General features: G+C 71.3%; 25 protein-coding genes. 12 read left to right on the top strand and 13 right to left on the bottom strand.

Annotated elements, in window-relative coordinates:
• Complete coding sequence (locus ACIRP2_RS13730; protein WP_404250821.1) at positions 1–717, bottom strand: hypothetical protein; 717 nt, start codon at positions 715–717, stop codon at positions 1–3.
• 326 nt (positions 718–1,043) lie between these two features.
• On the opposite strand from ACIRP2_RS13730, the gene gcl reads away from it, so the two are divergent.
• Complete coding sequence (gene gcl / locus ACIRP2_RS13725) at positions 1,044–2,819, top strand: glyoxylate carboligase (protein WP_404249737.1); 1,776 nt, start codon at positions 1,044–1,046, stop codon at positions 2,817–2,819.
• A gap of 544 nt (positions 2,820–3,363) precedes the next feature.
• Here gcl and ACIRP2_RS13720 read toward each other — a convergent pair.
• The 3 genes from ACIRP2_RS13720 to ACIRP2_RS13710 all read right to left on the bottom strand — a co-directional run bounded on the left by ACIRP2_RS13720 (position 3,364) and on the right by ACIRP2_RS13710 (position 6,828).
• Positions 3,364–4,821 carry a catalase gene (locus tag ACIRP2_RS13720; protein ID WP_404249735.1) on the bottom strand — a complete coding sequence of 486 codons (1,458 nt, stop codon included), beginning with the start codon at positions 4,819–4,821 and terminating at the stop codon, positions 3,364–3,366.
• Positions 4,822–5,041: 220 nt separating this feature from the next.
• Positions 5,042–5,941, bottom strand: a complete 900-nt coding sequence (locus ACIRP2_RS13715) for a 2-hydroxy-3-oxopropionate reductase (RefSeq protein WP_404249733.1) — start codon at positions 5,939–5,941, stop codon at positions 5,042–5,044.
• 47 nt (positions 5,942–5,988) lie between these two features.
• Positions 5,989–6,828, bottom strand: a complete 840-nt coding sequence (locus ACIRP2_RS13710; protein ID WP_404249731.1) for a TIM barrel protein — start codon at positions 6,826–6,828, stop codon at positions 5,989–5,991.
• A gap of 225 nt (positions 6,829–7,053) precedes the next feature.
• Here ACIRP2_RS13710 and ACIRP2_RS13705 point away from each other — a divergent pair, with 225 nt between their 5' ends.
• The 9 genes from ACIRP2_RS13705 (at position 7,054) to ACIRP2_RS13665 (ending at position 15,605) form a co-directional block, all read left to right on the top strand.
• On the top strand, positions 7,054–8,259 hold the full coding sequence (locus ACIRP2_RS13705) for a lactonase family protein (protein ID WP_404249729.1): 1,206 nt from the start codon (positions 7,054–7,056) through the stop codon (positions 8,257–8,259).
• 86 nt (positions 8,260–8,345) lie between these two features.
• On the top strand, positions 8,346–8,597 hold the full coding sequence (locus tag ACIRP2_RS13700) for a hypothetical protein (RefSeq protein WP_404249727.1): 252 nt from the start codon (positions 8,346–8,348) through the stop codon (positions 8,595–8,597).
• On the top strand, positions 8,594–8,971 hold the full coding sequence (locus ACIRP2_RS13695; RefSeq protein WP_404249725.1) for a helix-turn-helix domain-containing protein: 378 nt from the start codon (positions 8,594–8,596) through the stop codon (positions 8,969–8,971). Before ACIRP2_RS13700 ends, ACIRP2_RS13695 begins: the two co-directional genes overlap by 4 nt.
• Positions 8,972–9,160: 189 nt before the next feature.
• Positions 9,161–9,676: a 2-oxo-4-hydroxy-4-carboxy-5-ureidoimidazoline decarboxylase gene (gene uraD, locus ACIRP2_RS13690; RefSeq protein ID WP_404249723.1), complete on the top strand. Its 516-nt coding sequence runs from the start codon at positions 9,161–9,163 to the stop codon at positions 9,674–9,676.
• Complete coding sequence (uraH, locus tag ACIRP2_RS13685; RefSeq protein ID WP_376271659.1) at positions 9,673–10,062, top strand: hydroxyisourate hydrolase; 390 nt, start codon at positions 9,673–9,675, stop codon at positions 10,060–10,062. Before uraD ends, uraH begins: the two co-directional genes overlap by 4 nt.
• A gap of 5 nt (positions 10,063–10,067) precedes the next feature.
• Positions 10,068–10,991 carry a factor-independent urate hydroxylase gene (gene pucL / locus ACIRP2_RS13680; protein WP_404249720.1) on the top strand — a complete coding sequence of 308 codons (924 nt, stop codon included), beginning with the start codon at positions 10,068–10,070 and terminating at the stop codon, positions 10,989–10,991.
• 68 nt (positions 10,992–11,059) lie between these two features.
• Entirely contained in the window at positions 11,060–12,457 is a 1,398-nt protein-coding gene (locus tag ACIRP2_RS13675; RefSeq protein WP_404249718.1) for a nucleobase:cation symporter-2 family protein, read from the top strand.
• Positions 12,458–12,500: 43 nt separating this feature from the next.
• Positions 12,501–13,898 (top strand): 8-oxoguanine deaminase, encoded by a 1,398-nt coding sequence (locus ACIRP2_RS13670; protein WP_404249716.1) that lies wholly within the window; start codon positions 12,501–12,503, stop codon positions 13,896–13,898.
• 246 nt (positions 13,899–14,144) lie between these two features.
• Positions 14,145–15,605: a nucleobase:cation symporter-2 family protein gene (locus ACIRP2_RS13665; RefSeq protein ID WP_404249714.1), complete on the top strand. Its 1,461-nt coding sequence runs from the start codon at positions 14,145–14,147 to the stop codon at positions 15,603–15,605.
• 90 nt (positions 15,606–15,695) lie between these two features.
• On the opposite strand, the gene ACIRP2_RS13660 is transcribed toward ACIRP2_RS13665, so the two are convergent.
• The 3 genes from ACIRP2_RS13660 to ACIRP2_RS13650 all read right to left on the bottom strand — a co-directional run bounded on the left by ACIRP2_RS13660 (position 15,696) and on the right by ACIRP2_RS13650 (position 18,083).
• Positions 15,696–16,574, bottom strand: a complete 879-nt coding sequence (locus ACIRP2_RS13660; protein WP_404249712.1) for a chitosanase — start codon at positions 16,572–16,574, stop codon at positions 15,696–15,698.
• Between the two features lie 171 nt (positions 16,575–16,745).
• Complete coding sequence (locus tag ACIRP2_RS13655; RefSeq protein ID WP_404249711.1) at positions 16,746–17,054, bottom strand: SH3 domain-containing protein; 309 nt, start codon at positions 17,052–17,054, stop codon at positions 16,746–16,748.
• Between the two features lie 189 nt (positions 17,055–17,243).
• Entirely contained in the window at positions 17,244–18,083 is an 840-nt protein-coding gene (locus tag ACIRP2_RS13650) for a chitosanase (protein WP_404249709.1), read from the bottom strand.
• Positions 18,084–18,144: 61 nt separating this feature from the next.
• Between ACIRP2_RS13650 and ACIRP2_RS13645 the strand changes: the two genes are divergently transcribed.
• Entirely contained in the window at positions 18,145–18,828 is a 684-nt protein-coding gene (locus ACIRP2_RS13645; protein ID WP_404249707.1) for an alpha/beta fold hydrolase, read from the top strand.
• Positions 18,829–19,172: 344 nt separating this feature from the next.
• On the opposite strand, the gene ACIRP2_RS13640 is transcribed toward ACIRP2_RS13645, so the two are convergent.
• Positions 19,173–19,787 (bottom strand): TIGR03086 family metal-binding protein, encoded by a 615-nt coding sequence (locus ACIRP2_RS13640; protein ID WP_404250819.1) that lies wholly within the window; start codon positions 19,785–19,787, stop codon positions 19,173–19,175.
• A 36-nt stretch (positions 19,788–19,823) separates the two neighbouring features.
• Positions 19,824–20,021: a hypothetical protein gene (locus ACIRP2_RS13635; RefSeq protein ID WP_404249705.1), complete on the bottom strand. Its 198-nt coding sequence runs from the start codon at positions 20,019–20,021 to the stop codon at positions 19,824–19,826.
• A gap of 189 nt (positions 20,022–20,210) precedes the next feature.
• Here ACIRP2_RS13635 and ACIRP2_RS13630 point away from each other — a divergent pair, with 189 nt between their 5' ends.
• Positions 20,211–21,203 (top strand): fibronectin type III domain-containing protein, encoded by a 993-nt coding sequence (locus ACIRP2_RS13630; RefSeq protein WP_404249703.1) that lies wholly within the window; start codon positions 20,211–20,213, stop codon positions 21,201–21,203.
• 63 nt (positions 21,204–21,266) lie between these two features.
• Here ACIRP2_RS13630 and ACIRP2_RS13625 read toward each other — a convergent pair whose 3' ends face one another.
• From ACIRP2_RS13625 to ACIRP2_RS13610, 4 genes are read right to left on the bottom strand one after another with little or no spacing between them, the layout of a single operon-like run.
• On the bottom strand, positions 21,267–22,424 hold the full coding sequence (locus tag ACIRP2_RS13625) for a VWA-like domain-containing protein (protein WP_404250817.1): 1,158 nt from the start codon (positions 22,422–22,424) through the stop codon (positions 21,267–21,269).
• Positions 22,425–22,479: 55 nt separating this feature from the next.
• Positions 22,480–23,754 (bottom strand): sigma 54-interacting transcriptional regulator, encoded by a 1,275-nt coding sequence (locus ACIRP2_RS13620; RefSeq protein ID WP_404249701.1) that lies wholly within the window; start codon positions 23,752–23,754, stop codon positions 22,480–22,482.
• Complete coding sequence (locus ACIRP2_RS13615) at positions 23,751–25,511, bottom strand: ankyrin repeat domain-containing protein (protein ID WP_404249699.1); 1,761 nt, start codon at positions 25,509–25,511, stop codon at positions 23,751–23,753. The genes ACIRP2_RS13620 and ACIRP2_RS13615 overlap by 4 nt, the downstream gene beginning before the upstream one ends.
• Entirely contained in the window at positions 25,508–26,644 is a 1,137-nt protein-coding gene (locus tag ACIRP2_RS13610) for a gala protein (protein ID WP_404249697.1), read from the bottom strand. The genes ACIRP2_RS13615 and ACIRP2_RS13610 overlap by 4 nt, the downstream gene beginning before the upstream one ends.
• Positions 26,645–26,958: the final 314 nt, after the last annotated feature.

Raw genomic sequence — 26,958 nt, 5'->3', positions numbered from 1 at the left:
TCAGGCGCCGGTGCTGATCAGTTCGTCCGCCGGGCTGTTGACCGGGTGAGGCGTTCCCGCGGGGTCCAGCACGAAGAGCGGCATGCCGAGGCCGTCCGCGCGTGCCCGGGCGTCCTGCGCGTACCCCGCGAGTGAGAAGAACACGCTGGTGGCGGACGCGGTGAGCGCGTTCAGCCAGAGGCACTCGACATCGCGCAGGGCGGTCGGGAGGGGGACGGTGTCGACCTGGACGATCAGCCCGGTGGCCCGCAGATCGATCCGGACCGGGGAACGGTCCGCGGGCCGCAGGACGTCGTGGTAGCCCAGCCACTTCAGATACCGGGCGGCGCTCGCGACCGCCTCGTGCGCCGTACGCACGGGCAGGGGCCGGAACGCCGGCCGGGGCGGCGGTGCCGTACGCGGCGGCGGAATGTGTGCGGGCCGGTCGGGCCGGGACCGGGCGGCGCCGTCGTCCTCGGCCGCCGGGCGCACCGGTATCCGCAGCACCGCCCCGCACGGGCAGCACAGCTCCGGCTGCGGCCACTGGTCGTGGCGCCCGCAGGTACGACAGCGCACCGTCACCCAGTCGTCGATCCAGGTGCGGTGCGTGATCGGTGCGACCGAAGCGCCGTGCAGCAGGGGCGGTGAGGTCGGCGCGCCGCACGGGCAGGGGTAGACCGGCGGGCTGTACGTGTGGTCGCGGCGGCAGGCCGGGCAGCGTACCGGCACCGACTCCACCATGATCTCCCTCCGGCCCGCGCGACCCGGCGACCGGGCACCTCGGCACACCGGAACGCGCCGACGGCGACCGATACGGGCCGGCTCCGCTCCGTCCCCCCATGGTCCACCAGGAGCAAGGCCCCCGGGAGTGACTTGGCCGACTTCGCGACCCCGGGCGCGCAGGGGTTCCCGCCCGCGCGGACTCCCTTGACGGTCGCCCGGCCGCGCTTTAGATTTACTTCCGTATAACAGAATCAAATTTCCGTAATGCGGAATTGGTGCTCTCAGGTGGCGCGACAGAGCCCGAATCCACCAGGTCCGAGCAGGAGCACTCAATGCCTCGAATGACCGCTGCCCGAGCGGCAGTTGAGATCCTCAAGCGTGAAGGCGTCAGCAACGCCTTCGGTGTGCCGGGCGCGGCGATCAACCCCTTCTACGCGGCCCTCAAGGCCTCCGGCGGGGTTCATCACACGCTCGCCCGCCACGTCGAGGGCGCCTCCCACATGGCGGAGGGCTACACCCGCGCGCGTCCGGGCAACATCGGCGTCTGCATCGGCACGTCCGGACCGGCCGGCACCGACATGATCACCGGCCTCTACTCCGCCATCGCCGACTCCATCCCGATCCTGTGCATCACCGGCCAGGCCCCGACCGCCGTGCTCCACAAGGAGGACTTCCAGGCGGTCGACATCGCCTCCATCGCGGCGCCCGTCACCAAGGCCGCGACGACCGTCCTCGAAGCCGCCCAGGTCCCGGGCGTCTTCCAGCGGGCCTTCCATCTGATGCGCACGGGCCGTCCCGGCCCGGTCCTGATCGACCTGCCCATCGACGTCCAGCTCACCGAGATCGAGTTCGACCCCGACCTGTACGAGCCGCTGCCGGTGCACAAGCCCGCGGCGACCCGCAAGCAGATCGAGCGCGCGGTGGAGATGCTGAACGCATCCGAGCGTCCGCTGCTTGTCGCGGGCGGCGGCGTCATCAACGCCGACGCGTCCGAACTCCTCGTGGAATTCGCCGAACTGACCGGAGTTCCGGTCGTCCCGACCCTGATGGGCTGGGGCGTCATCGCGGACGACCACGGACTGAACGCGGGCATGGTCGGCCTGCAGACCTCGCACCGCTACGGCAACGCGAACTTCCTGGAGTCCGATTTCGTCCTCGGCATCGGCAACCGCTGGGCCAACCGCCACACCGGCAAGCTCGACGTCTACACCCGGGGCCGCACCTTCGTCCACGTGGACATCGAGCCCACCCAGCTCGGCAAGATCTTCGCGCCCGATCTCGGTATCGCCTCCGATGCCAAGGCCGCGCTGGAGCTGTTCGTCGAGGTGGCGCGCGAGCTCAAGGCGGCCGGACGGCTCAAGGACCGCTCGGAGTGGGCCGCTTCCACCCAGGAACGCCGGGCCACGCTGCAGCGCCGCACGCACTTCGACAACGTGCCCCTGAAGCCGCAGCGGGTGTACGAGGAGATGAACCGCGCCTTCGGTCCCGAGACCCGGTACGTCACCACGATCGGTCTCTCCCAGATCGCCGGTGCGCAGATGCTGCACGTCTACCGGCCGCGCCACTGGATCAACTGCGGCCAGGCGGGGCCGCTCGGCTGGACCATCCCGGCCGCTCTCGGCGTCGCCACCGCGGACCCGGACGGCTCCGTCGTCGCGCTCTCCGGCGACTACGACTTCCAGTTCATGCTGGAGGAACTGGCTGTCGGCGCGCAGCACCGGATCCCGTACGTCCATGTCCTGGTGAACAACTCCTACCTGGGGCTGATCCGCCAGGCGCAGCGCAATTTCGACATCGACTTCCAGGTCAACCTGGAGTTCGAGAACCTCAACTCGCCGGAGCTCGGTGTCTACGGCGTCGACCACGTCAAGGTCGTCGAGGGCCTGGGCTGCAAGGCCATCCGCGTCACCGAGCCGGACCAGCTGCTCCCGGCCTTCGAGGAGGCGAAGAAGCTGGCCGCGGAGTTCCGCGTGCCGGTGGTGGTCGAGGCGATCCTGGAGCGTGTGACGAACATCGCGATGAGCGGTACGGACATCGCGTCCGTCAACGAGTTCGAGGACATCGCGACGGAGCCGTCCCACGCCCCGACCGCGATCCGCCCGCTCGCGGCCTCCTGACCGCACGCCGGTCCGTTCGTGGCCCCCGCCCCCGGGACTCGGGGACGGGGGCCACAGGCATGGAACCCGGCGCGTCGGCCGGCGTGCGGGAACGGAACCCGTTGCGGGCGGGGACCGGCGGGCCGGACGGGGGCCGGGAAGCGAACGGGCGCGCGGAGCCCGGGGCCGGGACGTGGACGGGCGCGCGGAGCCCGGGACCGGGGCGTGGACGGGCGTGCGGAGCCCGGGGTCGGGACGTGGACGGGCGTGCGGAGTCCGGGGTCGGGACGCGGAGCAGCGCGCGTGGCCGACGGATCGGAACACGAGGAAGGGCGCGGAGTACGGGACCGTATCCGTACTCCGCGCCCTGACACGGGTGGAGCGAAACAGGGGTCGCGGCGGCGGCGATCGGGCCGGAGGGCCTCGTCTCCTTCAGGTCAGGAGGCGGAGCATCCCTGCCCTCACCACCGCACTGGCATCGCACGGCCGCCGCGACCTCGTCCTGCCCGCGCCGCACGAGACCCCTCATCCAGGTGCGCGGCGCGAGCAGGGCTCGGTGGGAGGCTCAGTCCTCGCGCAGGGCGCGGACGGCCTCCTCCACGCGCTTGCCGTAGTCGGCGTCGGCGGCGTGGAAGTGGGCGAGGTTCTTCTCGATCACGTCGTCGCGGGTCACCTGGGACAGTCCCCCGGCGATGTTGGCGACCAGCCGGCCCTTCTCGTCCTCGGACATCAGCCGGTACAGCTCACCGGCCTGGAAGAAGTCGTCGTCCTTGGTGTGGGCGGGCGCCGCGTGGGTGCCGGTCCAGCCGTGGATCGCGAGCGGGGCGGAGAGCGCCGCGTCGGTCTGGGCGGGGCCCGCATAGGAGTTGGGCTCGTAGTTCTTGTCGTGGCGCTTGCCGTTGCGCGTGGCGTGCAGCCCGTCCCGGCCGTAGTTGTCGACGACCGCGGTGCGCGGCGCGTTCACCGGGAGCTGGGTGTGGTTGACGCCCAGCCGGTAGCGGTGTGCGTCCGCGTAGGCGAACAGCCGGCCCTGGAGCATCTTGTCCGGGGACGGGCCGATGCCGGGCACGAAGTTGTTCGGGGAGAACGCGGCCTGCTCGACCTCGGCGAAGACGTTGTCCGGGTTGCGGTCGAGGACCAGTCGGCCCACCCGCTGCAGCGGGTAGTCCGCGTGCGGCCACACCTTGGTCAGGTCGAACGGGTTGAAGCGGTAGTCGGCAGCCTCGGCGGCCGGCATGACCTGCACGTACAGGGTCCAGGACGGGTTCACCCCGCGCTCGATGGCCTGCAGCAGGTCCGTCTGGTGCGAGTTGCCGTCCTTGCCCGCGAGTTCGGCGGCCTGCTCGCTGGAGAGGGAGCGCACGCCCTGGTTCGTCTTGAAGTGGTACTTGACGAAGAACGCCTCGCCCTCGGCGTTCGTCCACTGGTACGTGTGCGAGCCGTAGCCGTTCATGTGGCGGTACGAGGCGGGGATTCCCCGGTCACCCATCAGCCAGGTGACCTGGTGCGTGGCCTCGGGGGCGTGGGCCCAGAAGTCCCAGACGTTGTCCGGCTCCTGACGGCCCGTGAACGGGTCGCGCTTCTGCGAGTGGATGAAGTCGGGGAACTTGATCGGGTCCTTGATGAAGAACACCGGGGTGTTGTTGCCGACCAGGTCGTAATTGCCCTCGTCCGTGTAGAACTTGAGGGCGAAGCCGCGCGGGTCGCGCACCGCGTCCGCGCCGCCCAGGGAGTCGGCGACGGTCGAGAACCGGATGAACGTCTCGGTGCGCTTGCCCACCGCGGAGAGGAAGTCGGCGCGGGTGAAGGCCGTGATGTCGTCGGTCACTTCGAAGTAGCCGTACGCGCCGGAACCGCGGGCGTGGACCACGCGCTCCGGAATGCGCTCCCGGTTGAAGCGCGCCAGCTTCTCCAGGAGGTGCTGGTCCTGGAGGAGGATCGGGCCACCGACGCCGGCGGTGGCGGAGTTCTGATTGTCGGCGACCGGGGCGCCTGACTCGGTCGTAAGCACACGCTGCGTCATGGTGTCGGGGCGACCTTCCGTACGGGAGCTGCTGAGCTGCTGAACTGCGACGGTTCAGGGCTCCAGGAGCGTAGGTACGCCCCGAACCCGACGTCAACAGTTTGTTGAAAATGGGGTTGGGTGTTCCGGATGGCGCCGACGCCTGGGCGCGACAGGACAGGTGTCAGCGCCGGCGCCATCCGGAAGTCTCTGGTCGCCGGGCCCGGCAGGGCCCGGCCGGTCAGGCCTGGACCGGCCGACCCGACAGGCGCTCGACCGAGCGCAGCAGCGCCGAGTGGTCCAGGCCGCCGTCGCCCTGGGCGCGCAGCGAGGCGACCAGCTGGGCGACCACGGCGCCGACGGGCAGCGCGGCGCCGACGTTGCGGGCGGCGTCCGTGACGATGCCCATGTCCTTGTGGTGCAGGTCGATCCGGAAGCCCGGGGCGAAGTCCCGCTTCAGGAAGTTGTCCTTCTTGCGGGTCAGGACCGTCGAACCGGCCAGGCCGCCGTTGAGGACGTCCAGTGCGGCGGCGAGGTCGACCCCGGACTTCTCCAGGAAGACGACCGCCTCGGCGCACGCCTGGATGTTGACCGCGACGATCAGCTGATTGGCGGCCTTCACCGTCTGGCCGGAGCCGTGCGGACCGCACAGCACGATGGTCCTGCCGAGCGCGCGGAGGATCGGCTGCGCCGCGTCGAAGTCGGTCTGCTCGCCGCCGACCATGATCGACAGCACGGCCTCGATCGCGCCGGCCTCACCGCCGGAGACCGGGGCGTCCAGCACCCGGATGCCCTTGTCCTTCGCGTTCTTCGCCAGGTCCACGGAGGTCTGCGGCGTGATCGACGACATGTCGATCAGCAGCGCCCCGCGCTTCGCGTTCTCCAGGATGCCGCCGGGGCCGTACGCGATGGCCTCGACCTGCGGGGAGGCGGGCACCATCGTGATGACGACATCGGCGTCCCGGACCGCCTCGGCGATCGAGCCCGCGCCCGTGCCGCCGGCCGCGACCAGCCGGTCGATCTTGTCCTGCTCCAGGGTGTGGCCGGTGACGTCGTAGCCGGCCTTGATCAGGTTCTCGGACATGGGGGAGCCCATGATGCCGAGTCCGATCCACGCAACCTTGGGGAGGTTGTTGCTCATGAGGGTGCCTTCCGATAAGCGTGTGTACGAGGGGGAGTTCGCCGCCCTCAGCGGGCGGCCCGCGCGGAGACCGGGAGCCACTCGAATGCCTCGGCGCTCGGCCGGTCGCCCGGCTTGTACTCCAGGCCGACCCAGCCGTCGTAGCCGGCCTTCGTCAGCTCGTCGAGGAGCTGCTCCAGCGGGAGCGAGCCGGTGCCGGGCGCGCCGCGCCCCGGGTTGTCGGCGATCTGGACGTGGCCGGTCCGGTCGGCGTATGCCGTGATGACCCGGCCGAGATCCTCGCCGTTCATCGACAGGTGGTACAGGTCGAGCAGGAACTTCGCGTTCCCGAGCCCCGTCGCCGCGTTGACCTTGTCGACGACCTCGATGCCGGCGGGCGCGCTGACCAGGGGGTAGCGCGGCGATTCCGGCTTGTTGAGGGTCTCGATCAGCAGGATCGCCCCGATCCGGTCGGCCGCGCGGGCGGCGACGACCAGGTTCTCCAGGGCGAGTTCGTCCTGCGTGGCCGGGTCCACGCCGTCGACGCGGTTGCCGTAGAGCGCGTTGAGCGCCTTGCAGCCGACCGAGGCGGCGAAGTCGGCCGCCACCTCGATGTTGGCGCGGAAGCGGTCCGACTCCGTGCCGGGCACGGAGAGCGCGCCGCGGTCGGGGCCGGGCAGCTGCCCGGCGTAGAAGTTCAGTCCCACCAACTGCGTGCCCGCGTCGTCGAGCGCCTTCTTGAGGGCGTCGAGCTCGGCCTGCGGCGGAGTGGGGGTCTCGATCCAGGGCCACCACAGCTCGACCGCCGTGAAGCCCGCCGCGGCGGCGGCCGCGGGACGCTCCAGGAGCGGGAGTTCCGTGAAGAGGATCGAGAGGTTCACATCGAAGCGCTGGTCCGGGTAGCCCATGAGGGTTCGGCGCTCCTTCCGTATTGCGGAAGTTAGTTTCTACAAAACGGAAGATTGCCTGGCCTTGAGAGGCCTGTCAAGGGGGTGCCCGGAATTCGGGCCGGGTGACTTCGTGCGGGTTCTGCGAGGTGAGGCCGGAATTGCGCCGGTTGCCGACGGGGTCCGGGGCGGGTCAGGGTGGCAGGTGCGTCCGATGCAGCCGACCCCCCACACGAGGTACCTCGCATGAACCACGACACCAGCCGACGCGCCGTCCTCGGAGCCCTGGTCGCGGGTGCCGCCCTGTCCGTGGCCCCCGCCCCGCCCGGTTCCTCCAGGCCCCCGGAGGCCGCGCCGGACCCCGCGCCCGCGGTCGGTCCGCGCCCGGGTGCCGCCCGGCAGCTGCTGCTCGGCACGTACACCTCGGCCGAGGGCGGGGGCGGGGGGATCGGCACTGCCTCGTACGACGCCACCACCGGGGCGGTCTCCGCCGGCCCCGTGATCACCGGTGTCGACAACCCCTCCTACCTGGCGATGCACCCCTCCGGAACCACCGTCTACGCGGTCGACGAGCAGGAACGGGGCGGGGTGACGGCCGTCGCCCTGTCGCCGGACGGCGGCCATCGGGTGCTCGGAACCCGCGGTACGGGCGGAGCGGGCCCCACCCACCTCTCCGTCCACCCCGCGGGAAGATGGCTGCTCACCGCGAACTACACCTCCGGCAGCGTCGCGGTGCACCCCATCGGGGACGACGGCTCGCTGGGGGAGCGCACGGACCTGGTCGCCCACACGGCGCCACCGCCCGGCCCCGGCCAGGACGGGCCGCACGCCCACCAGATCGTCACCACCCCCGACGGCGGCCACGTCCTCGCCGTGGACCTCGGCAACGACGCCGTGTACACGTACCGGCTGGACGAGGAGCGCGGCACGCTCTCCCAGGTCTCCTGTGCGGCCCTGCGCCCCGGAGCCGGGCCGCGGCACCTCACGTTCCACCCGGGTGGCCGCTACGCCTACCTGGCCTGCGAGGTCGACAACACCGCCGTCGTCTGCGGGTACGACCCGGCCACCGGCACCCTGTCCCCAGGTGCCCCGCAGTCCACCGGGACCGGTGCCGGTACCAGCTATCCGGCGCAGTTCCTGGTCACCGGCGACGGCCGGTTCGCCTACCTGGCCAATCGGGGGCACAACAGTCTGACGCGCTACGCCGTCGAGGACGACGCGGCCGCGCTGCGACTGCTCGGCACCGTGCCGGTGGGCGGCGACTTCCCCCGGCAGATCGCCTTCTCGCCGGACGGAGGGCTGCTCTTCGCGGCCAACCAGAGGTCGAGCACGGTGACGGTCTTCCGGGTCGGCGCGAAGGACGGGAAGCTGACCCGCGCCGGTGGCGCCTTCCCCGCCCCGGTGGCGGTCTGTGTGCTGCCGTACCCGGGGGCGGGCCCGTCCCGCGGCTGAGGCGCATCGTCGCCGGACGCCGTCCGTTAGGGTCGGCCGCGAGTCGTGGCCTCGCGGAGGCACGGCGAGAACATGAGGGAGGCACAGTGCGCTTGAGAGTGGAGTTCACCACCGAGCCCTTCGATCTCGACGAGGCGCCCGCCCACGCGGTCGTGGCCCGCGAGGTCATCCAGTCGGCCGACCTGGATGCCGTGGACGTCGGCCCCTTCGGCAACACGGCGGAGGGCGGCGCGGACCAGGTGCTCACCGCGGTGGACTCCCTGCTGCGCAGCGCGCTGGCATCGGGTGCCACCCGGGTGTCGCTCCAGGTCAACGTCATCGGGGAGGAGGCGAAGTGACCGAACCGGCGGACCACCCCCTCGTCGCCGCGGTCAAGCCGCTCGTCGACGCCATGGGCGCCGAGCTGCTCGGGCCCGACCAGGCGCAGACCGACGACATCGTGCTGGCCTGGGAGGGCGAGGACGTCATAGCCGTCCGGCTGCCCCAGCTCTCGGAATCGCTCGACCACATCCTGGCCGCCATGGAACGCCGGCTCGGCATGCCGCTCGCCGAGCTCGACCGCAAGACCAAACAGTCGGTGGTGCGGACTCTGGAGGCACGCGGTGCCTTCTCCGTGCGGCACGGCGTGGAGACCGTCGCGGGTGCGCTGGGGGTCAGCCGCTTCACCGTCTACAACTACCTCAACAGGGAAAATGCCGCCAAAGGCCAGTAGTTGAGGCCGTAGGTGAGCGAAGGCGGTGGAAGCTCGCCGGAGCCGCCGTCCGGATCACCGGGCGGCGGCTTTTTGTATTCGCGTAATTTCAACAAAGTGTTGACGTGGTGTTGCGGAGGGCGTTAGCTATCCGCAGCCCGACCGACGCGACGCGAAGTACGCACAGCGAAAACAGCCACGGAGGTTCCCGTGACTTCGAGCTCCACACCGGGCCTCGCCCGGTTCAACACCCTGGCGGACGACGAGGCCACCACCGCGTTGCACGAGGTGTGTGCCAGTGCGGCGTGGGGGAGAGCGATCCTCTCCCGGCGCCCGTACGCCACCGCGGAAGCCCTTCTCTCGGCCAGTGACGCCGCCACGGCCGCACTGACCCCGGAAGATCTGGCCGACGCGATGGCCGGCCACCCGCCCATCGGCCGCCCGAAGCCCGGAGACCCGACCTCCTCCCGTGAACAGCGGGGGATGGCCGGTGCCACCGAGGAACTCAAGGCCGAGATGCTCGAACTGAACCTGGCCTACCAGGAACGGTTCGGACACGTCTTCCTGATCTGTGCCACCGGAGCCACCGGTGAGCAGATGCGCGACGCGGTGAAGTCCCGGATCGGGAACTCGCCCGAGCAGGAGCGCGGACACGTGCGCACCGAACTCGGGAAGATCAACCGAATCCGGCTGACCCGTCTCGTGGAAGAGGACAAGGAACGATGAGTACCGAAACCACCGCATCGGTGTCCACGCACATCCTGGACACCAGCGTCGGACGCCCCGCCGAGGGCGTCGCCATCACGCTCGCGGCCCGCTCGGGCCGCGAAGCCGAGTGGGTGACGCTCGGTGGCTCCGCGACCGACGCGGACGGGCGTTGCAAGGACCTGCCGGCCCTGCCGGAAGGCACCACCCACGTGCGGCTCGACTTCGAGGTCGAGACGTACTTCTCCAAGAAGCAAGCCGAGGCGCAGCAGGACGCCCCCCGCGTAAGGGACAGCGGTGCGTTCTTCCCGGAGGTGGCGATCACTTTCGCCGTCGAGCCGGGCGAGCACTATCACGTACCGCTGCTGCTCAACCCGTTCGGCTACTCCGTTTACCGAGGGAGCTAGCAGACATGCCCACGATTCTCGGCCAGAACCAGTACGGCAAAGCAGAGAACCGCGTCGTCAGGATCACGCGGGACGGCGACACCCACCACATCAAGGACCTGAACGTCTCGGTCGCCCTCTCCGGCGACATGGACGACGTGCACTACTCCGGCTCGAACGCCAACGTCCTGCCGACGGACACCACCAAGAACACGGTGTTCGCGTTCGCCAAGGAGTACGGCATCGAGTCCGCCGAGCAGTTCGGCATCCACCTCGCCCGTCACTTCGTGACGTCGCAGGAGCCGATCAAGGTCGCGCGCATCCGGATCCAGGAGTACTCCTGGGAGCGCATCGCCACCTCGGACAACAACTCCAGGTTCATCGGCTCGGACGAGGTCAACCACTCCTTCGCCCGCAAGGGACAGGAACTGCGCACCACGCAGATCACCTTCGACGGCGAGAAGTGGCAGGTCGTCTCCGGCCTCAAGGACCTCACGGTCATGAACTCCACCAACTCGGAGTTCTGGGGCTATGTCAAGGACAAGTACACGACGCTGAAGGAGGCGTACGACCGCATCCTGTGCACCGACGTCTCCACCGTCTGGCGCTACAACTGGACCAGCGACGCCGACCGGATGCCCAACTGGGAGAAGTCGTACGAGCAGGCCAAGAAGCACATCCTGCAGGCCTTCGCCGAGACGTACTCCCTCTCGCTGCAGCAGACCCTCTACCAGATGGGTTCGCGCGTCATCAACAGCCGCAGCGAGATCGACGAGATCCGCTTCTCACTGCCGAACAACCACCACTTCCTCGTGGATCTGGAGCCGTTCGGGCTCAAGAACGACAACGAGGTCTACTTCGCGGCGGACCGCCCGTACGGCCTGATCGAGGCCACCGTCCTCCGGGACGGTGTCGAGCCGCAGATCCCGGTCGACATGACCAACCTCTGACGCGGCGCTGAGCCCGTCCCCGCCCGCACGCAGCCGGGCGGGGACCGGCCGGACCGGAGGGAAATCCCATGGCACAGCCTGCACTCGGGCCGGCAGAAGCAGAAGGCCCGTGTCCCACCCCACCGGAGACCTCGGTCCACCCGGTGGACGAAAAGCTCCGCCCCTCGCGGCTCGTCCCCGCCGCGCTCCAGCACATCGCCGCCATGTACGCGGGCGTCGTCACCCCTCCGCTCATCATCGGCCAGGCCGTCGGCCTCGACACCGCGGGCATGACCCGCTTGATCGCGGCGAGCCTCCTGATCGCCGGTTGCGCCACCATCCTGCAGACCCTCGGCATCGGCGGTTTCGCGGGGAACCGGCTGCCGTTCGTCAACGCCGCGTCCTCCGCCGGAATCGCCCCGATGCTCGCCATCGCCGAGACCAGTGCGCCGGGCCACCAACTCCCCGCGATCTACGGGGCGGTGCTCGTCGCCGGAGGCTTCTGCCTGGCCGTCGGACCGTTCTTCGGCCGGCTGCTGCGCTTCTTCCCTCCGCTGGTCACCGGCGTCGTCATCACCCTCATCGGTGTCACCCTGATGCCCGTACCGGTCTCCTGGGCCCAGGGGGGCGACAGGAGCGCCACCGACTTCGGTGCGATGAAGTACCTCGCGCTTGCCGCCTTCACTCTCGTCGTCATTCTGCTGATCCAGCGGTTCGGACGCGGATTCCTCAAGCAAATCGCCCTGCTCGTGGGTCTGTTGATCGGCACCCTGGCCGCGATTCCGTTCGGGCTCGCCGACTTCTCCGCGCTGAAGTCCGCACCGGTCGCCGCGCTGCCCACGCCCTTCGCGTTCGGTGCCCCGGAGTTCCGGCCCGCCGCGATCCTCTCGCTCTGCATCGTCATGCTCGTCCTGATGACCGAGTCGTCCGCCGGGATGCTGGCGCTCGGTGAGATCTGCGACCGGCGCACCGACGGCCGGACCATCACCCGCGGACTGCGCACCGACGGCATCGCCACCCTGCTCGGCCCGGTCTTCGGTGGCTTCCCGACCAGCGCGTTCGCGCAGAACGTCGGCGTGGTGTCCCTGACGAAGGTGCGCAGCCGGTACGTCGTCGCGGCGGCGGGCGGAGCGCTGCTCGTCCTGGGTGCCTTCCCGGTGCTCGGTGCGGTCGTCTCGCTCGTGCCGATGCCCGTGCTCGGCGGCGCCGGCATCGTCCTGTTCGGCTCGATCGCGGTGAGCGGCATCCGTACGCTCTCCGAGGCCGGCCTCGACGACAGCTCCAACATCATCCTGGTCGCCGTGGCGCTCGGCGCGGGCATCATCCCGCTCGCCGCGCCCGGCTTCTACGCGGGATTCCCGTCCTGGGCGCAGACCGTGCTGGGCTCCGGAATCAGCGCCGGCGCGCTCGTCGCGGTCCTGCTCAACCTGTTCTTCCACCATCTCGGCACCCACGGCCGCCAGGCCGTGGCACTCAAATCCTCCTAGGGTCCTGCCGTGCCCGCATCGCCGGAAAAGAGAAGGAAGCGCCATGGCAGCATCGGCAGCTCATGAGTACGTGGAACGCATCGTCATCGAGAACTGTTCGATCGCGACCGTCGACGCCGACGACACCGAGTACGCCTCGGGGCATGCCGTCGTCGCGGGCAACCGCATCGAGTCCATCGGTGCGGGCCGGGCGCCCGAGGGCCTGGAGAACGTCGTACGCCGCGTCGACGGCACCGGACACCTGGTCACGCCGGGCCTGGTCAACACCCATCACCACTTCTACCAGTGGATCACCCGCGGTCTGGCCACCGACCACAATCTCTTCGACTGGCTGGTCGCGCTGTACCCGACGTGGGCGCGCATCGACGAGCCGATGGTCCGCGCCGCCGCGCAGGGCTCCCTCGCCATGATGGCCCGCGGCGGTGTCACCACCGCCATGGACCACCACTACGTCTACCCGCAGGGCTCCGGCGACCTGTCCGGCGCCATCATCGGGGCCGCCCGCGACATGGGGGTACGGTTCACCCTCGCCCGGGGCTCCATGGACCGCAGCGTGAAGGACGGCGGGCTGCCGCCGGACTTCGCCGTCGAGACGCTCGACGGTGCGCTCGCCGGCACCGAGGCGACCATCGACGCACACCACGACGCCTCCTTCGACTCGATGACCCAGGTCGCCGCCGCGCCCTGCTCGCCGTTCTCCATTTCCACCGAACTCCTGCGACAGGGAGCCGAGTTGGCCCGTCGCAAGGGAGTGCGCATGCACACCCACGGTTCGGAGACCGTGGAGGAGGAGAAGTTCTGCCACGAGCTGTTCGGGATGGGCCCGACCGACTACTTCGAGTCGACCGGCTGGCTCGGCGAGGACGTGTGGATGGCGCACTGCGTCCATATGAACGACTCCGACATCGCCGCCTTCGCCCGCACCGGAACCGGCGTCGCGCACTGCCCCTCGTCCAACGCCCGGCTCGCCGCGGGCATCGCCCGGGTGCCCGACATGCTCGCCGCGGGGGTCCCGGTCGGCCTGGGCGTCGACGGCACCGCCTCCAACGAGTCCGGCGAACTCCACACCGAACTGCGCAACGCCCTCCTCATCAACCGCCTCGGCGCCCACCGCGAGAAGGCGCTGAACGCCCGCCAGGCCCTGCGCCTGGGAACGTACGGCGGCGCCCAGGTACTGGGCCGCGCCGACCAGATCGGCTCCCTGGAGCCCGGCAAGCTCGCCGACCTGGTGCTCTGGAAGCTGGACACCCTCGCCCACGCCTCCATCGCCGACCCGGTGACCGCGCTCGTCTTCGGCGCCGCGGCCCCCGTGACCCTCTCGCTCGTCAACGGCAAGCCGGTCGTCGAGAACAACCACCTCATCACCGCGGACGAGGACGCCATCGCCCGCGCCACCCGCGATGAGGCCCGCCGCCTCGCGCAGATCGCCGCCGGAGCCTGACCCTCCGGAGCACCCCCGATACCGGTCGGCCGAGGGGGACGGCCCTCGGCCGGCCGCCGTGGACCCGAGCGGGGTCCACGGCAGCCGGTGCAGGGGGCGCGTGCTCGCATGCACGCGCCCCTCGTACCGGTGAAGAAAGCTGCCGCACCAGCTGCACGACCTGCCGCTCCTGCACCAACGCACCACTTGCACCACCTCCCTGACACCCACGTCACCGCAGACGTGTAACCGACCGGAGGAACCGCCGTGGCAGCTACGCCCAGGTTTCACAACGACGCAGTCGCAGAACCCGACTCCGACCCCCCGCACGACCCCCTCGTCGAACCGGCCCCGGTCGACCGGAAACACCCGGTCGACGAAACGCTCCCGCCACTGAAGATGTTCACCAGCGGCCTCCAGCACGTGGCCGCGATGTACGCGGGTGTGGTGGCCCCGCCGATGATCGTGGGCCCCGCCGTGGGACTCACCCCCAAGGAGACCGCCTTCCTGATGGGGGCGAGCCTCTTCACCGCCGGTCTGGCCACCCTGCTCCAGACACTCGGCATCTGGCGCATCGGCGCCCGGCTGCCGTTCGTCAACGGGGTCTCCTTCGCCGGGGTCACCCCGATGGTGGCGATCGGAAAGGACCGCGGGCACGACGGCATCGCCGTCATCTTCGGCGCGATCATCGTCGCCGGGCTGCTCGGCTTCCTGCTCGCCCCGTACTTCTGCAAGCTGGTCCGCTTCTTCCCGCCCGTCGTCACCGGCACCGTGATCACCCTGATCGGCGTCTCGCTGCTGCCGGTCGCCTTCAACTGGTCGCAGGGCGGCAACGCCAGGGCCGACGACTACGGTTCGACGACCAACATCACCATGGCGGCGGTCACACTGGTGATCGTGCTCGCCCTGCGCAAACTGCTGCGCGGCTTCCTCCAGCAGATCGCCATCCTGCTCGGACTGGTCGCCGGCACGTTGATCGCGATACCGGTCGGCATCACCGACTTCGGCGCCATCAAGGACGCCGACCTGCTCGGCTTCCCGACGCCGTTCCACTTCGGGGCACCGCAGTTCGAGGTCGCCGCGATCGTCTCGATGTGCATCGTGATGCTGGTCTGCATGACCGAGTCCACCGCCGACATGCTGGCTCTCGGCCGGATCGTGGGCCGTCCGGCGGACGAGCGGACCATCGAGGGCGGCCTGCGGGCCGACACCCTGGGCAGTGCCGTCAGCCCGCTCTTCAACGGCTTCATGTGCAGCGCGTTCGCCCAGAACATCGGGCTGGTCGCGATGACCAAGGTCCGCAGCCGCTTTGTGGTGGCAGCGGGCGGCGGCATCCTGATCGTGCTCGGGCTGGTCCCGGTCGCCGCGTCCGTCATCGCGCTCGTCCCGCTGCCCGTCCTCGGTGGCGCGGGCATCGTGCTCTTCGGCTCGGTCGCCGCGAGCGGCATCCAGACGCTGGCGACCGCCGCGCTGGAGAAGGGTGAGAACGCGCTGATCGTGGCGGCGGCCGTGGGCGTCGGGCTGATCCCGATCGCCGCGCCGGACTTCTACCACGCGTTCCCGAAGGATCTGCTCGTCGTGCTGGACTCCGGGATATCCACCGGGTGCGTCGTGGCGATCGTGCTGAACCTGGCCTTCAACCACCTCGGCCGGGGGGCGGATCAGGAACGGTCGGAGCCGGAGACGGAGACGAATCGGGCGGCCCCGGCCCCGGTGGCCGCACACTGACGGGAAGAGTCCCGTCCGGCACGGCACCGTGGCACGTACGGCGACCCTCGGGGGTGCTGCCGTACGCGCCACGGCCGTGCCCGGGGTGCGTCAGCCGATGTGGAAGCTGTCGCCGTACACCTTCCAGTCGAGCGGCGGGGTCAGGTTCAGGTTGCCCTTCTTCAGGAAGACCCGCTGGGCGGTGTCCACCCGGCTGGTGTCCGAGTGGGCCTCCTCCTGCCGCATCGCCCAGACCCTGGCGTCCAGGAAGGCGTTGAGGTACGTCACCTCGTTGCCGCCCTGGGCCGGCGGCTTCGCCTTGGCGAGGGCCCGCTTGCGGATGGAGCCGAAGCTGGTGCTGTCGCCGCCGTCACCGTGCATGACGATGGCGTCGTAGTACGCGAACTGGCCCAGTGTGCCGATGCCGTCCGCCTTGCCCTGCTTGACGGCAGGGTTGAAGTACACGCGGTCGCGCTCGTCGTTCTGGGCCTGCTTGAACGCCGAGTCGGACGCCGCGGTCGCCCAGTCCTTCGTGAAGTTCGGGTCGAGACCGGCGTGCGAGTCCGTGCCGTTGACCTTGCGCAACGCGGGGAGGTACTTCGCGAGGACGTTGCCCGGCTTGCGCTGGGTGTACAGCTCGACGAGGTCGAGCATGTCGCCGGTGCCGGAGCAGAAGCCGATGATGCCCGCGGTGTAGCCGCGGCCGTCGTCGATGTCCTCGATGTACTTGTACTGGGCCTTCCAGTCGAGCGAGGAGTTCTCGGCGCTGGAGACCAACTGCATGGCGATCTCCTTCTTCGCCGGATCGTCGAGCCCGGTCGCGGCGACGGCCTGCGGGGCGACCGCGGTCCGCTGGGGCACCGCCTGGTGCGAGGGGGCACCGGCGTACGCGCTGACGGGTATCGCCGTGAGGGCCAGTCCGACCGTGATGATCGCGACGCGTACGGAGCGGGTGTTGCGACGTGCGGTGCGCTCATGGGGGGTGTGCACCAGTCCTCCAAAGGGAGTTCGTCGTTCCATCATCTGTTAGGAAGCTTTCCTATCAGGGTGGAGCGGGCGCCGTACACCCCTATGACACGGGGGAGTCGAGAACATTCCGCCAAAACCTGCGAAGGCCCCGCACCGCGCGCGGGCGTGGTGCGGGGCCGGGACGGGCTGGCCTCAGCAGTTCAGGTACGCCACGTGGATCCAGACGCCCGTCGGGCCGCCCCACAGGTCACCCATGACCCAGTTGCCCTGCTTCCCGCGGTAGTTGAGGTTCTGGCCCCGGTTCACCTGGCCGAGGACCGGGTAGTCGTTGCCCGGTCCGCCGCGGAAGTTCACCCCGTTGTCGTTGACGGTGCAGACCGCGGCCGGTGCCTTCGCGGCCGGGGCGGCCGCGGGGATCTGCACGGCCTGGGCGGCGGGGCTCGCGGCCAGCCCGATAGCGGCGATCAGTACCAGGGCGGCCGGCATCATCTTCTTCATCATGCGCGTCTCTCCTCCGTTTTCCGGCCCACATCCGCGTGTGCCGTTCGTCGGCCTCAACGGCGCCGCCGACCGCTGGGTCACGGGTCCGGATCACCCTTCGTGCAGGAGTGAAAGCGCAGGTCATGCCGTGTGCGCACCGGCGTGCGCAGTCAACGCTCCGGATGCTTCCCGTGCCCGTCGATCGCAGGTTTAGCGGACGTCGATCCGGTAGCTGTCGCCGTACACCCGCCAGCGCAGCGGCGTTTCCAGCCCGAGCCTGCCCTCCTTCACGAACACCCGCTGGGCCGTCTCGACCCGGCTGGTGTCGGAGTGCGCGGCCTCCTTCCGCATCGCCGCGACACGGGCGTCGAGAAAGGCGTTCAGATAGGCCGTCTCGTCCCCGCCGCGCGCCGGGGGAGCAGCCGCGGAGAGCGCCTGGCGACGGATCGTGCGGAAGCCGGCCGCGTCGTCCGAGTCGCCGTACCCGTGCATCACATACGCGTCGTAGTAGATGAACTGCCCCAGAGCGCCGAGTCCGTCCGCCTCGGCGCGGGCGACCGCGGGGTCGAAGTACGACCGGTCGCGCTCGGCGTCCTGTGCCGACCGGAAGGCGGGGTCGGCGGCGGCCTCGGCCCAGGCCTCGGTGAACGGGCGGCCGAGACCGTCGTGCGCGTCACTGCCCCGCACGGCCCGCAGGGCGGGCACGAACCGTGCCAGCGGACTGTCCGGACGTGCCTTCACGTACCGTTCGACGACCTTCAGCATGTCGCCGGTGCCGGAGCAGAAGCCGATGATGCCCGCGGTGTAGCCGCGGCCGTCGTCGATGTCCTCGATGTACTTGTACTGGGCCTTCCAGTCGAGCGAGGAGTTCTCGGCGCTGGAGACCAACCGCATGGCGATCTCCTTCTTCGCCGGATCGTCGAGCCCGGTGTCCGATCCCCCGTCGGCGGACCCGCCCGCCGAGCATCCGGAGAGCACGGAGACGGCCATGGCGGCGGCGGCGAACGCGGCGGTGAAGGCGACGGGCAGCGGGCGCGGAACGATCTTCATGCCCCAACCCTGCCAGGCCGCGCGGAGTGGTCCTCACCGATTCGGCGGTAGCGTCATGGGTATGGAAGATCAGTCTGTGGTGGATGTCGGCGATGTACGGCTGGCGTATCGGACCTGGGGCGACCCCTTCGGTTCGCCGGTGGTCCTGCTGCACGGCCTCGGCGGCTCGGCCGCGAGCTGGGAGGCGGCCGGGAGCCTGCTCGGCGAGGAGTGGCGGGTGTACGCCCTCGACCTGCGGGGTCATGGTGAGAGCGACTGGCCGGACGAGTACTCCTTCGAGCTGATGCGGGACGACGTACTCGGCTTCCTCGACGAGTGCGAACTCGACCGGGTGGGCCTGGTCGGCCACTCGATGGGCGGCGTTGTCGCCCATCTGCTCGCCCAGGAGCACCCGGACCGGGTGGAGCGGCTGGTGCTGGTGGAGACCCCGCCGCCGTTCCCGAGCGAGCCGAAGCCGACCGCCGAGCCGGACGGGCCGGTGGACTACGACTGGGCCGTCGTCGCTCCCGTCCGGGCCCAGGTGGCCGACCCCGATCCGGAGTGGGCGGCGGGACTCGGCGAGATCGTCGCGCCGACGCTGATGATCGCCGGCGGCCCGGAGTCCACCATGCCGCAGGGACGTCTGCAGGACATGGCCTCACTGATCCCCGACTGCCGGCTGATCACGATCGCGGGCGGTCATCGGGTGCACGAGGTCCATCCCGACCAGGTGGCCCAGCGGATCACGGAGTTCTTCACCAGCTGACGGGTCACGACCGCCGGAACCCGAGTATCGGCATCGATGTCAGTGCCGGGTGCCATGATCCGTTTTCATGGAACCCGCACGGTTCTTCGCCGTTGTCGACGCCCAGCCGTGGGCGGAGCTGCACCATGCGTACGGCAGCGCCGCCGACGTGCCCGACTGCCTGCGGGCACTTGCCGGGGACGACGGGGAAGCGGCGTCCGAGGCGGTCTGCGAGCTGTACGGCAGCATCCTGCACCAGGGTTCGGTCTACGAGGCCACGGCCCGAGCCGTGCCGTATCCGGCACGGCCCACCGGCCCTCTGGCCTCGTACGCGCTCCCGGCGGGCGGCCTGCCGCCGCCCGTCCTCAGTCGCCCGGCTGCCAGTCCGGGCGCCGGCCGCTCATGGCGACGGCCCGGTCGACCAGCGGGGCGTCGGCCGCCACCGGAACCGGCGGACCGAAGACGGTCTCGGACCGGGGGGCGTCGTCGCCGGGGGTCAGCAGGGCCAGCGAGACGAGAAGGCTCGCCTCGTCGGGCTCGTACTTCTGGCCGGTGGACCGGGCCAGGTCCCAGCCGTGGATCACCAATTCGTCCAGCGCGACCATCGCGGCCACGTCGCCCGGCAGGTCCACGCCGCCGGCCCTGGTCATCCCCTGCCGGGCGGCGGGGGCGCGCCAGGCCGTCACCAGCTCGTCCAGCACCGTCGGCAATGCCTCGCGCCAGTCCTCGGCAAGGACCGGGAGCGCGGCGTCCGGGGCGGTGTCGGTCGTCGGCCCGAATTCCTTGCGTCCCGCGTCGCGGAAGGCCGTGGCCAGCCCGACCACGTGGGCGAGCAGCTCCCGTACCGTGTAGTCGGGACAGGGCGTCGGGCCGGCCAGTTGCTGCTCATGGATGCCGGGAAGCAGGTCGGTGATCTGCCGGGCCGCGGGCTCCAGGTCGACCGTGGGAATCGTCGGGTTCGTATCGGTGTGATTGTTCATGCAGTGCAGACCGCTCCGGCGTCCGGAACTCATCGCTCATCGCACGACGCGCCCCCGGAGCACGATCCGGCCGGGACGATTCAGCACGGCGGGGTCCAGGGCCGGGTCGGTGGCGTGGGCGACGAGATCGGCGGGCGCGCCGTCGACGAGGCCGCCCAGCCGGGCCCGCGCCGTCCAGGACGGCGCGCCCGGCGCCGCGTGGGCCGACAGCGCGACCCCACGTTTGCACCGCATCGTCCGACGCCACGTCATTCCCGGTCCCGTTCCCCGGCATCGGCCGACCGGCCGCGGTACACAACGGCCTCCGGCCCGCTCCGGCCGGCGAACCGCCCACGCACACCGGCACATTGCGGAACGTTCCGATCCACCCTCTTGTCGGCGACCCCCGCACCATGCGATACAGGTCTGGACCATTGCTGCCGGATGGAAGGCACGACCGTGCAACGCCCCCACGCAACCACCACGTCGGTCTGCTCCGCCGCCCTGCTCCTCGCCGCGCTCACCGCCTGCGGCTCCACCCCCGAGGCGGACACCCGCGCCCCCACGGTGCCGGGCCATGTGACGGCGCAGGCCGGCAGCGCCACTTCCGTGCACGTCATGTGGGAGCGGGCCTTCGACGACAAGGCGGTCACCGGCTACGAGGTCTACGACAAGGGCAGGAAGGTCAGATCCGTCCCGGCGTCCAAGGTGATGATCGACGTCGACGGGCTGACCGCCTCGACCGCCCACTCCTTCACCGTCCGGGCCCGTGACGCCGCCGGAAACCTCTCCGCCCCGAGCGCCGCCGCGACCGTCACCACACCGGCCCCGACCCCCGCCGACCACGAGCCGCCGACACGCCCGGTGAAGCTGCGCGGCACGGCGGACGGCAGCAGGGCGGTGAACCTCTCCTGGGGCGGCTCGACGGACGACGTCGGCGTCACCGCGTACGACATCTACCAGGAGGACTCCCGGATCCACAGCGTGCCCGGCACCAGGACGACGGCACATCTGACCGGACTGCGCCCCGGCACCGTCTACACCTTCACCGTGCGGGCCCGCGACGCCGCCGACACCTCCTCGCAGGACAGCAACGCCGTCGATCTCACCACCGCGTTCGCTCCGGGCGCACCCGCCGGCACCGCCCCCACCGACCTGCGGATCAGCAACCATGTGCAGGGCAAGGAGTACGCCGTCGACCTGAACTGGAAGCAGCCCGAGACGGGCGGTGAGATCCCCGCGTACCAGCTCTTCATGGACGGCAGGCCGACCACCACGATCGTGTGGGGCGCCACCCCGCCCGCGGGCCGGGCGAGTTACCGGCTCACCGTCGGCGACCCGCGCGGTACCCGCTACTCCATGAAGATCCGCGCCAAGCTCCCGGACGGGAAGTGGGGCGACTTCTCCGCCCAGCGCACGGTCGTCCTCGGCGACTGAGCCCGTGGAGGGGCCATCGGCCCCCGGAGCGCGGGCGGTGGTGACGGGGCGTCCCCCGCCGGATCAGCCGGTGACGCGAACGGTCTCCACCCACCTCGGAGGCTGCGGGGCGTCCGCGCCGATGAGCGCCGCGACGAGCCGGCACGAGGGGGCCTCGTCCGGCCAGGGGGTGCAACCGTCGGTCAGGACGACGACGATGTTCGGGCGGTCCCGCGCGGCGAGAGCGGCGGCGATGCCCACACGCATGTCGGTGCCACCGCCCCCGCCCAGGGTGATCTGTTCGGCGGCCGTCACCCGGGACACGCTTCGCACATCGGCGTCGCAGGCGAGGACGGTGACGCGATTGCCCCGGACGCCCACCTCCCGCAGCACCCCGGTGACCTCCGCCAGAGCAGAGGCGAGCTCCTCGTCACCCATCGACCCCGAGGTGTCGATGACGACGGCGACCCGGGGCAGCGGACGGCGCAGGCTGGGCAGCACGACGCCCCGGAGCGCCGCACTGCGGCGGGAGGGGCGACGGTAGGTGTAGTCGATCGCGCCGGCGGCCCACGCGGCGGCCTCCCGGACCGCGCCCGCGAGCGCCTGCCGCCAGTCGACGGTGGGCTCAAGGATCTGGTCCGCCCAGCGTTCCCAGCCCGCCGGGAGGGTGCCCCGGCTGCGCCGGTGCGCCCGCATGGCCTCCGCGGTGTGGCGCCGCAGCGCCTCCGCCTCGACCGGACCGAGGCGGGTCGGCCCGTCGGCCCCGGTCAGCTCCCAGGGCACCGGTCGCCCATGGGCGCCCGACCCGCAGTCGAGCGAGTCGGGGCCCGGTGGCAGCCCGGGGAGATATGCCTCGAAGAGCTGCCCGGTGGGCAGCCCGAAGAGCCGGGGCTCCATCCGGCCGGCAGGCAGGGGCAGTCCGTCGGAGATCAGGTCGTCGTTGATCTCGCAGTCCTGGGCCACGTTGAGGCGGTGGTGGTCGCGCTGGTCGGCGGCGGGCAGCCGTTCGGCGCGTCCATGGTGGTCGCGCAGCAGATGCGCCACCTCGTGCAGCCACACCGCCGCGAGCTCCGCCACCGGTGTCGCGTCGACGAAGGCGGGTGACACGTAACAACGCCAGTGCCGGTCCACGCCCATGGTCGGGACCCCGGTGCTCGAAACCACCGTCAGGGCATAGAGGGCAGACGCCAGGTAGGGGCGGTCGCTCGCCGCCCGGTAGCGGGCGGCGAGCAGCTTGGTCATGTCCAACTGGGGCCGCTCCGGGGCGGTTTCCGGTTCCGGCACCGGTGTTCCCGACTCAGCCGCTCTGCGGCAGCGCGCCGGACAGCTGCAGCAGTTCCACGAAGGCGTCGATGCCCTCCGGCACCGGCCAGTCGGTGTCCCGCATCGTCGCCAGGTCCACCGCCGCCCTGGCCGCCACATCGGGCACACCCGCGTCGACGGCCTTCGCCAGCACCGCCCAGCCCGCCTCCCAGCGAGACCTGGTGAGATCGCCCTGGACGGCCGCGACGACCGCGATGAGGAAGGCCAGCTGCCGGTCGCCGCGTTCGGGGAGGGCGAACGCGGCGGGGTTCGCCAGCACGCGGTCGGGATCGGGCAGGTCGAGGTTCTCCAGGTAGGACAGCAACTCGATGCCCGCGCCGTCCCCGACGGCCCCGGTCAGCGCGGCGGCCAGCGCCTCCCGCCCGGCGCCCGTCGCGTACCCGGTGGCGAGCAGCCGCAGCGCCATGTCCCAGGTCCGGGGGGACGGCCACGCCCGGCCCCGGCTCTCCGCGTCGGCCGGGATGTGATGGACGAGCCCCGGCCGCGCGGTCAGGAAGCCGGACACCGCGCCGCGGGCCCGCGCCGCCGAACCCGCGACCCTCGTCGCATCGACGACGGGGACGGCCACCTCGGGCCAGGTACCGGCCATGCCGCGCGCGACGGTGCGCGGGTCGTGCGTCCACTGGAGGTGCACGAAGCGATTGGCGAGCGGCGGGCTGAGGTGCCAGCCGTCCGCCGCGCTCGACGGCGGATTCGCCGCCGCCACGATGCGTACGGACTCCGGCAACGTCAGGCTCCCCACGCGGCGTTCGAGCACCACGCGCAGCAAGGCCGCCTGCACGGCCGGGGGAGCGGAGGACAACTCGTCGAAGAACAGCAGCCCCCGGCCCGTCCGGGCGAGCCGGACCGCCCAGTCCGGCGGGGCCATCGGCACCCCGGTCACCGCCGGGTCGTCACCGACGACGGGCAGCCCGGCGAAGTCGGAGGGCTCGTGCACACTGGCGATGACCGTTTCGAGACCGAGGCCGAGCCCGGCGGCGAGCTGCTCCATTCCGGCCGACTTGCCGATGCCCGGCTCACCCCAGAGCAACACGGGCTGATTGGCCGTCACCGCCAGTGCCAGTGCTTCGAGTTGGGGGTTGACTGCGGCTTCGGTCCGGGTGGTGCGCAGCCGGCGGTTCAGCTCGTCGGCGGCGTCGAGCGGTCCCGCCGCGGAACCGGAGCGCGGTGGTACGGGCGGCTGTCCCGGTACGGCGGGAGGCGGTGGTGCAAGGGGCTGTCCCGGCGTGCCCGGCGCGACGGTGCTCACCCGTCCTCACCCTCCTCGTCCTCGTCGTCCTTCTCTTCCTGCCACTCGTCCCACCACTCGGCCCCGATGTCCGGATGCTCCTTCTCCACCCGTTCCCTGAGGAAGTCCAGGTCCGTCCGGCGATATCTGCGGATCAGCTGGTCCAGCGAGAGTTCCATCTGGTCGAGGACGTCGATCCGGGCTCCGGCCCCGACCAGCGCCGACACCAGTTCCGCCGAGCCGCCGTCGCTGACGGCCACACAGAGCGGGGTGCGTCCCCGGTGGTCCAGGGCCTCCACATCGAGACCGGCCGCCAGGAGCCGGGGAAGCAGCGGCTCGTGGTCGAGGAGGTGCAGCACATGGAGCAGACTGCGCTGCCCGCCGTCCCGCACCCGGGGGTCGACACCCGCGTCCAGGAGTTCCAGGACCGCCGGTGTGTCCCCGTGCTGGGCGCGCAGGAACAGATCCCGTCGCTGCGCCCGCAGGGCCTTGGGCAGTCGGCCGGTGCCGGTGGTGCAGGAGTGTTCCACGGCGAAGCAACCGGTGACCGCGCCGCCGAAGGCCCGCAGGGCGTGCTCGCGCTGTCGTTCCTGCGGGCTGTGCGGGGAGTCGAGCTTCCCGTCGCGGAAGACGACCTCATGCCATTCACCCCGGCACCTGACCCGTACCGGCGCGGGGGGCCTCGGCCCCGGCGGTCCCGCCGCGGCGTCGAGGCCGGGGAAGAGGGCCCCGGCGACCAGCGGATGCAGGTGCGCGGGAGACACCGCGCCGGTCCGCAGCAGATCGAGGTCCGGCAGCCGCTGCCGGAACGCGGGGGGAAGGAAGGGGACGTCCCCGACGGCGTCCCGTTCGACGAGTCCTATGCGCAGCCCGCTGTCGCGGCCCGTGAACTCCAGCAGGACGCGGGCACGCCAGTCCTCACCGATCTGGACACGCGCCGCCGGGTACAGCTGCGCGAACCGCCGGGCCTCCGACTCCAGCCGGGGAACGTCGAGACCCAGCCGGGCCAGGACCGCTTGCGGTTCCGCCCGGTACCACCTCGGCGTGGCCGGCTCGGCCGGATCCAGCTCGATGCCCACCGCCGCCAGGGCTTCGGCCACCCGGCCCCGCTGGTACAGCAGTGTCACCCACTCGTCACGGGCCACCGGGTCACCGGCGCCCGGATCCGCGTCGGGCAGTTCGTCCCTCCCGAGCGGGGTGCCGTCGGCGTGGAGGAACGGCAACCGGTCCGCCCCACCGGCCCGCGCGCGCAGTTCGTCACTGCGGCGCGCGTCCCAGAGGTACCGGCAGGCCCGCCAGTCCGTGACGCCCGTATGGAAGGTCCCGGGCGAGTCGCCGTGGCGCAGCGGTCCGAACCGCAGCGAGATCCGCTGGGGACCGTCGACCATCGGGGGAGTGCGCAGATACAGATACGGGGCGGTGGCCCCGGGCACGTCCGCCGTGACGCCGTGACCCGCCAGGACCACGGTCAGGCCGGTGGCGAGCGTCGAGCGCCCGCCCAGCACGCGCGGCAGGTGCCAGCGCACCAGGTCCGGCACCAGATGGCGGAGATCGGACTCAAGAGCTCCGGCCACGTCCGGACCGTACCGCGCGCTGATCTCCCGCCGATCGAACGTGACATCGAACCGGGCCGCCTCGCAGGCGCCCCGCCAGTCCCCGGCCGCGCGCCGCTCGGCGGACGCCTCGATCATCGACCGGGGCACCGCGTAGCGGCGGACCTGCCGCAGGCTCGCCGTCTCCTCCGGATCGAAGAGCTCCGCCATCATGTCCCGGCTCACCGGTAGAGACTCCTGACCGCGCGCAGGTCCGCATGGGTTCCGTGGTCCGGACGCAGCCGCGCCGCGAAGGACCGCTTCACCTTGCGGGGCAGTCCGGGGCCCAACCCCACGTACTCCAGACGGGAGTCGGCGTCGACGGCGGCGAGGAGGGTCTTCGCGCCCCGCCCGGTGAGCCCGGTGTGGCGCAGCTCCAGTCGTCGCAGCGGACTGCCACGCAGCGCACCGGCCAGCGCGTCGGCCCCGATGTCACCGGTGACATTGGACCGCGCCCCGAGACTGCGCTCCGAGGGCGGCCGGCCCAGGTCGAGCGCCTCGATCCCGTCGAGCGCGTCGGCCAGCGCGCGTGCCCCGGCGGGCCCGATCCCGTTGCCGCCGAGACCGAGCCGGACCGGGCGGGCGGGGTCGACGGCGGCCGCGAGCACGGCTGCCCCCGCGTCGCCGAGGTGGTTGGAGGGCAGGTACAGCTCCCGCACCCCCGCGTCCCGGATCAGCGCGGCCAGCAGTGGCGCGGCCTCGGCACCGAGGCCGTTGCCCCCGAGGAACAGCCGCTCGACCGGCCGGGGCCGTTCGGCGAGCACGGCGAGCAGTGCGCCGAGTCCCTCGGCGGTGAGCCCGGTGTTCACCAGATCGAGAGTGCGCAGCACGGTGTTGTGGCGCAGCATCGGGACGAGCGCCCGGACACCGGCGTCCGTCACGGGGTTGCGCTTCAGCCACAACGCCCTGACGGTGTCGTCCTCGCCCAGCGCCTGCGCGATCGCCGTGACCCCGTCGGTGCCGATGCGGTTGCAGCCGAGGTAGACCGTCCGCAGCCCGTGGCCGCCCCGGCCCAGCGCCTCGGCTACGGCCCGTGCCCCTTCGTCGCCGAGCGAGTTGGTGCCGAGCAGCACATGCGTGGCATGCGGGGAGCGGGCGACCGCGGGCATCACCCGGACCGCGCCTGCCGCGCCGAGTCCCTGCTTGCAGAGATCGACCCGCCCGTCCATCCGCAGCGTGCCGAGCGCGAAGGTCTCGTCGGACCCGACGGGGTGTGCCGCGCCCAGTCGTTCCAGCAGCGGATCCAGCAGGGCCGCGTCGGCGAGCGGAATGTCCGGGTGCTCGATCGCGGGACAGCGCACGGGCATCGGCTGCAACATCACTACTCCCCAGGTCCCCCACCGGCACCCGGCCGGGAGGGGAAGATCGCGTCCGCCCGCTCAGGACGAACCGACGCCATCGACTCTCCTCCACGAAAAGGCGGCAAGACCGGTCGGATTCGAACCGACGTCCTCCAGCTTGATGCTAGGGCGCGACGACCTCTGCGCTACAGCCTTGCCGCGCGTGATCATAACCGCACCGGCATCAAATTCGCACACCAGTACCTCAGTTGGTCCCCGAGGGTGGCTTCTCGGCCGGCTCGACGGGTGGCCGGCACTCGGTCCGGACGGCGCCGGCGGGCTGCGGGTGGTCG

Source organism: Streptomyces sp. NPDC101194 (assembly GCF_044767885.1).
Classification (GTDB): domain Bacteria; phylum Actinomycetota; class Actinomycetes; order Streptomycetales; family Streptomycetaceae; genus Streptomyces.
The sequence above is the reverse complement of the archived record's forward strand: the minus strand, read 5'-3'. Positions and strand labels throughout refer to the sequence as shown.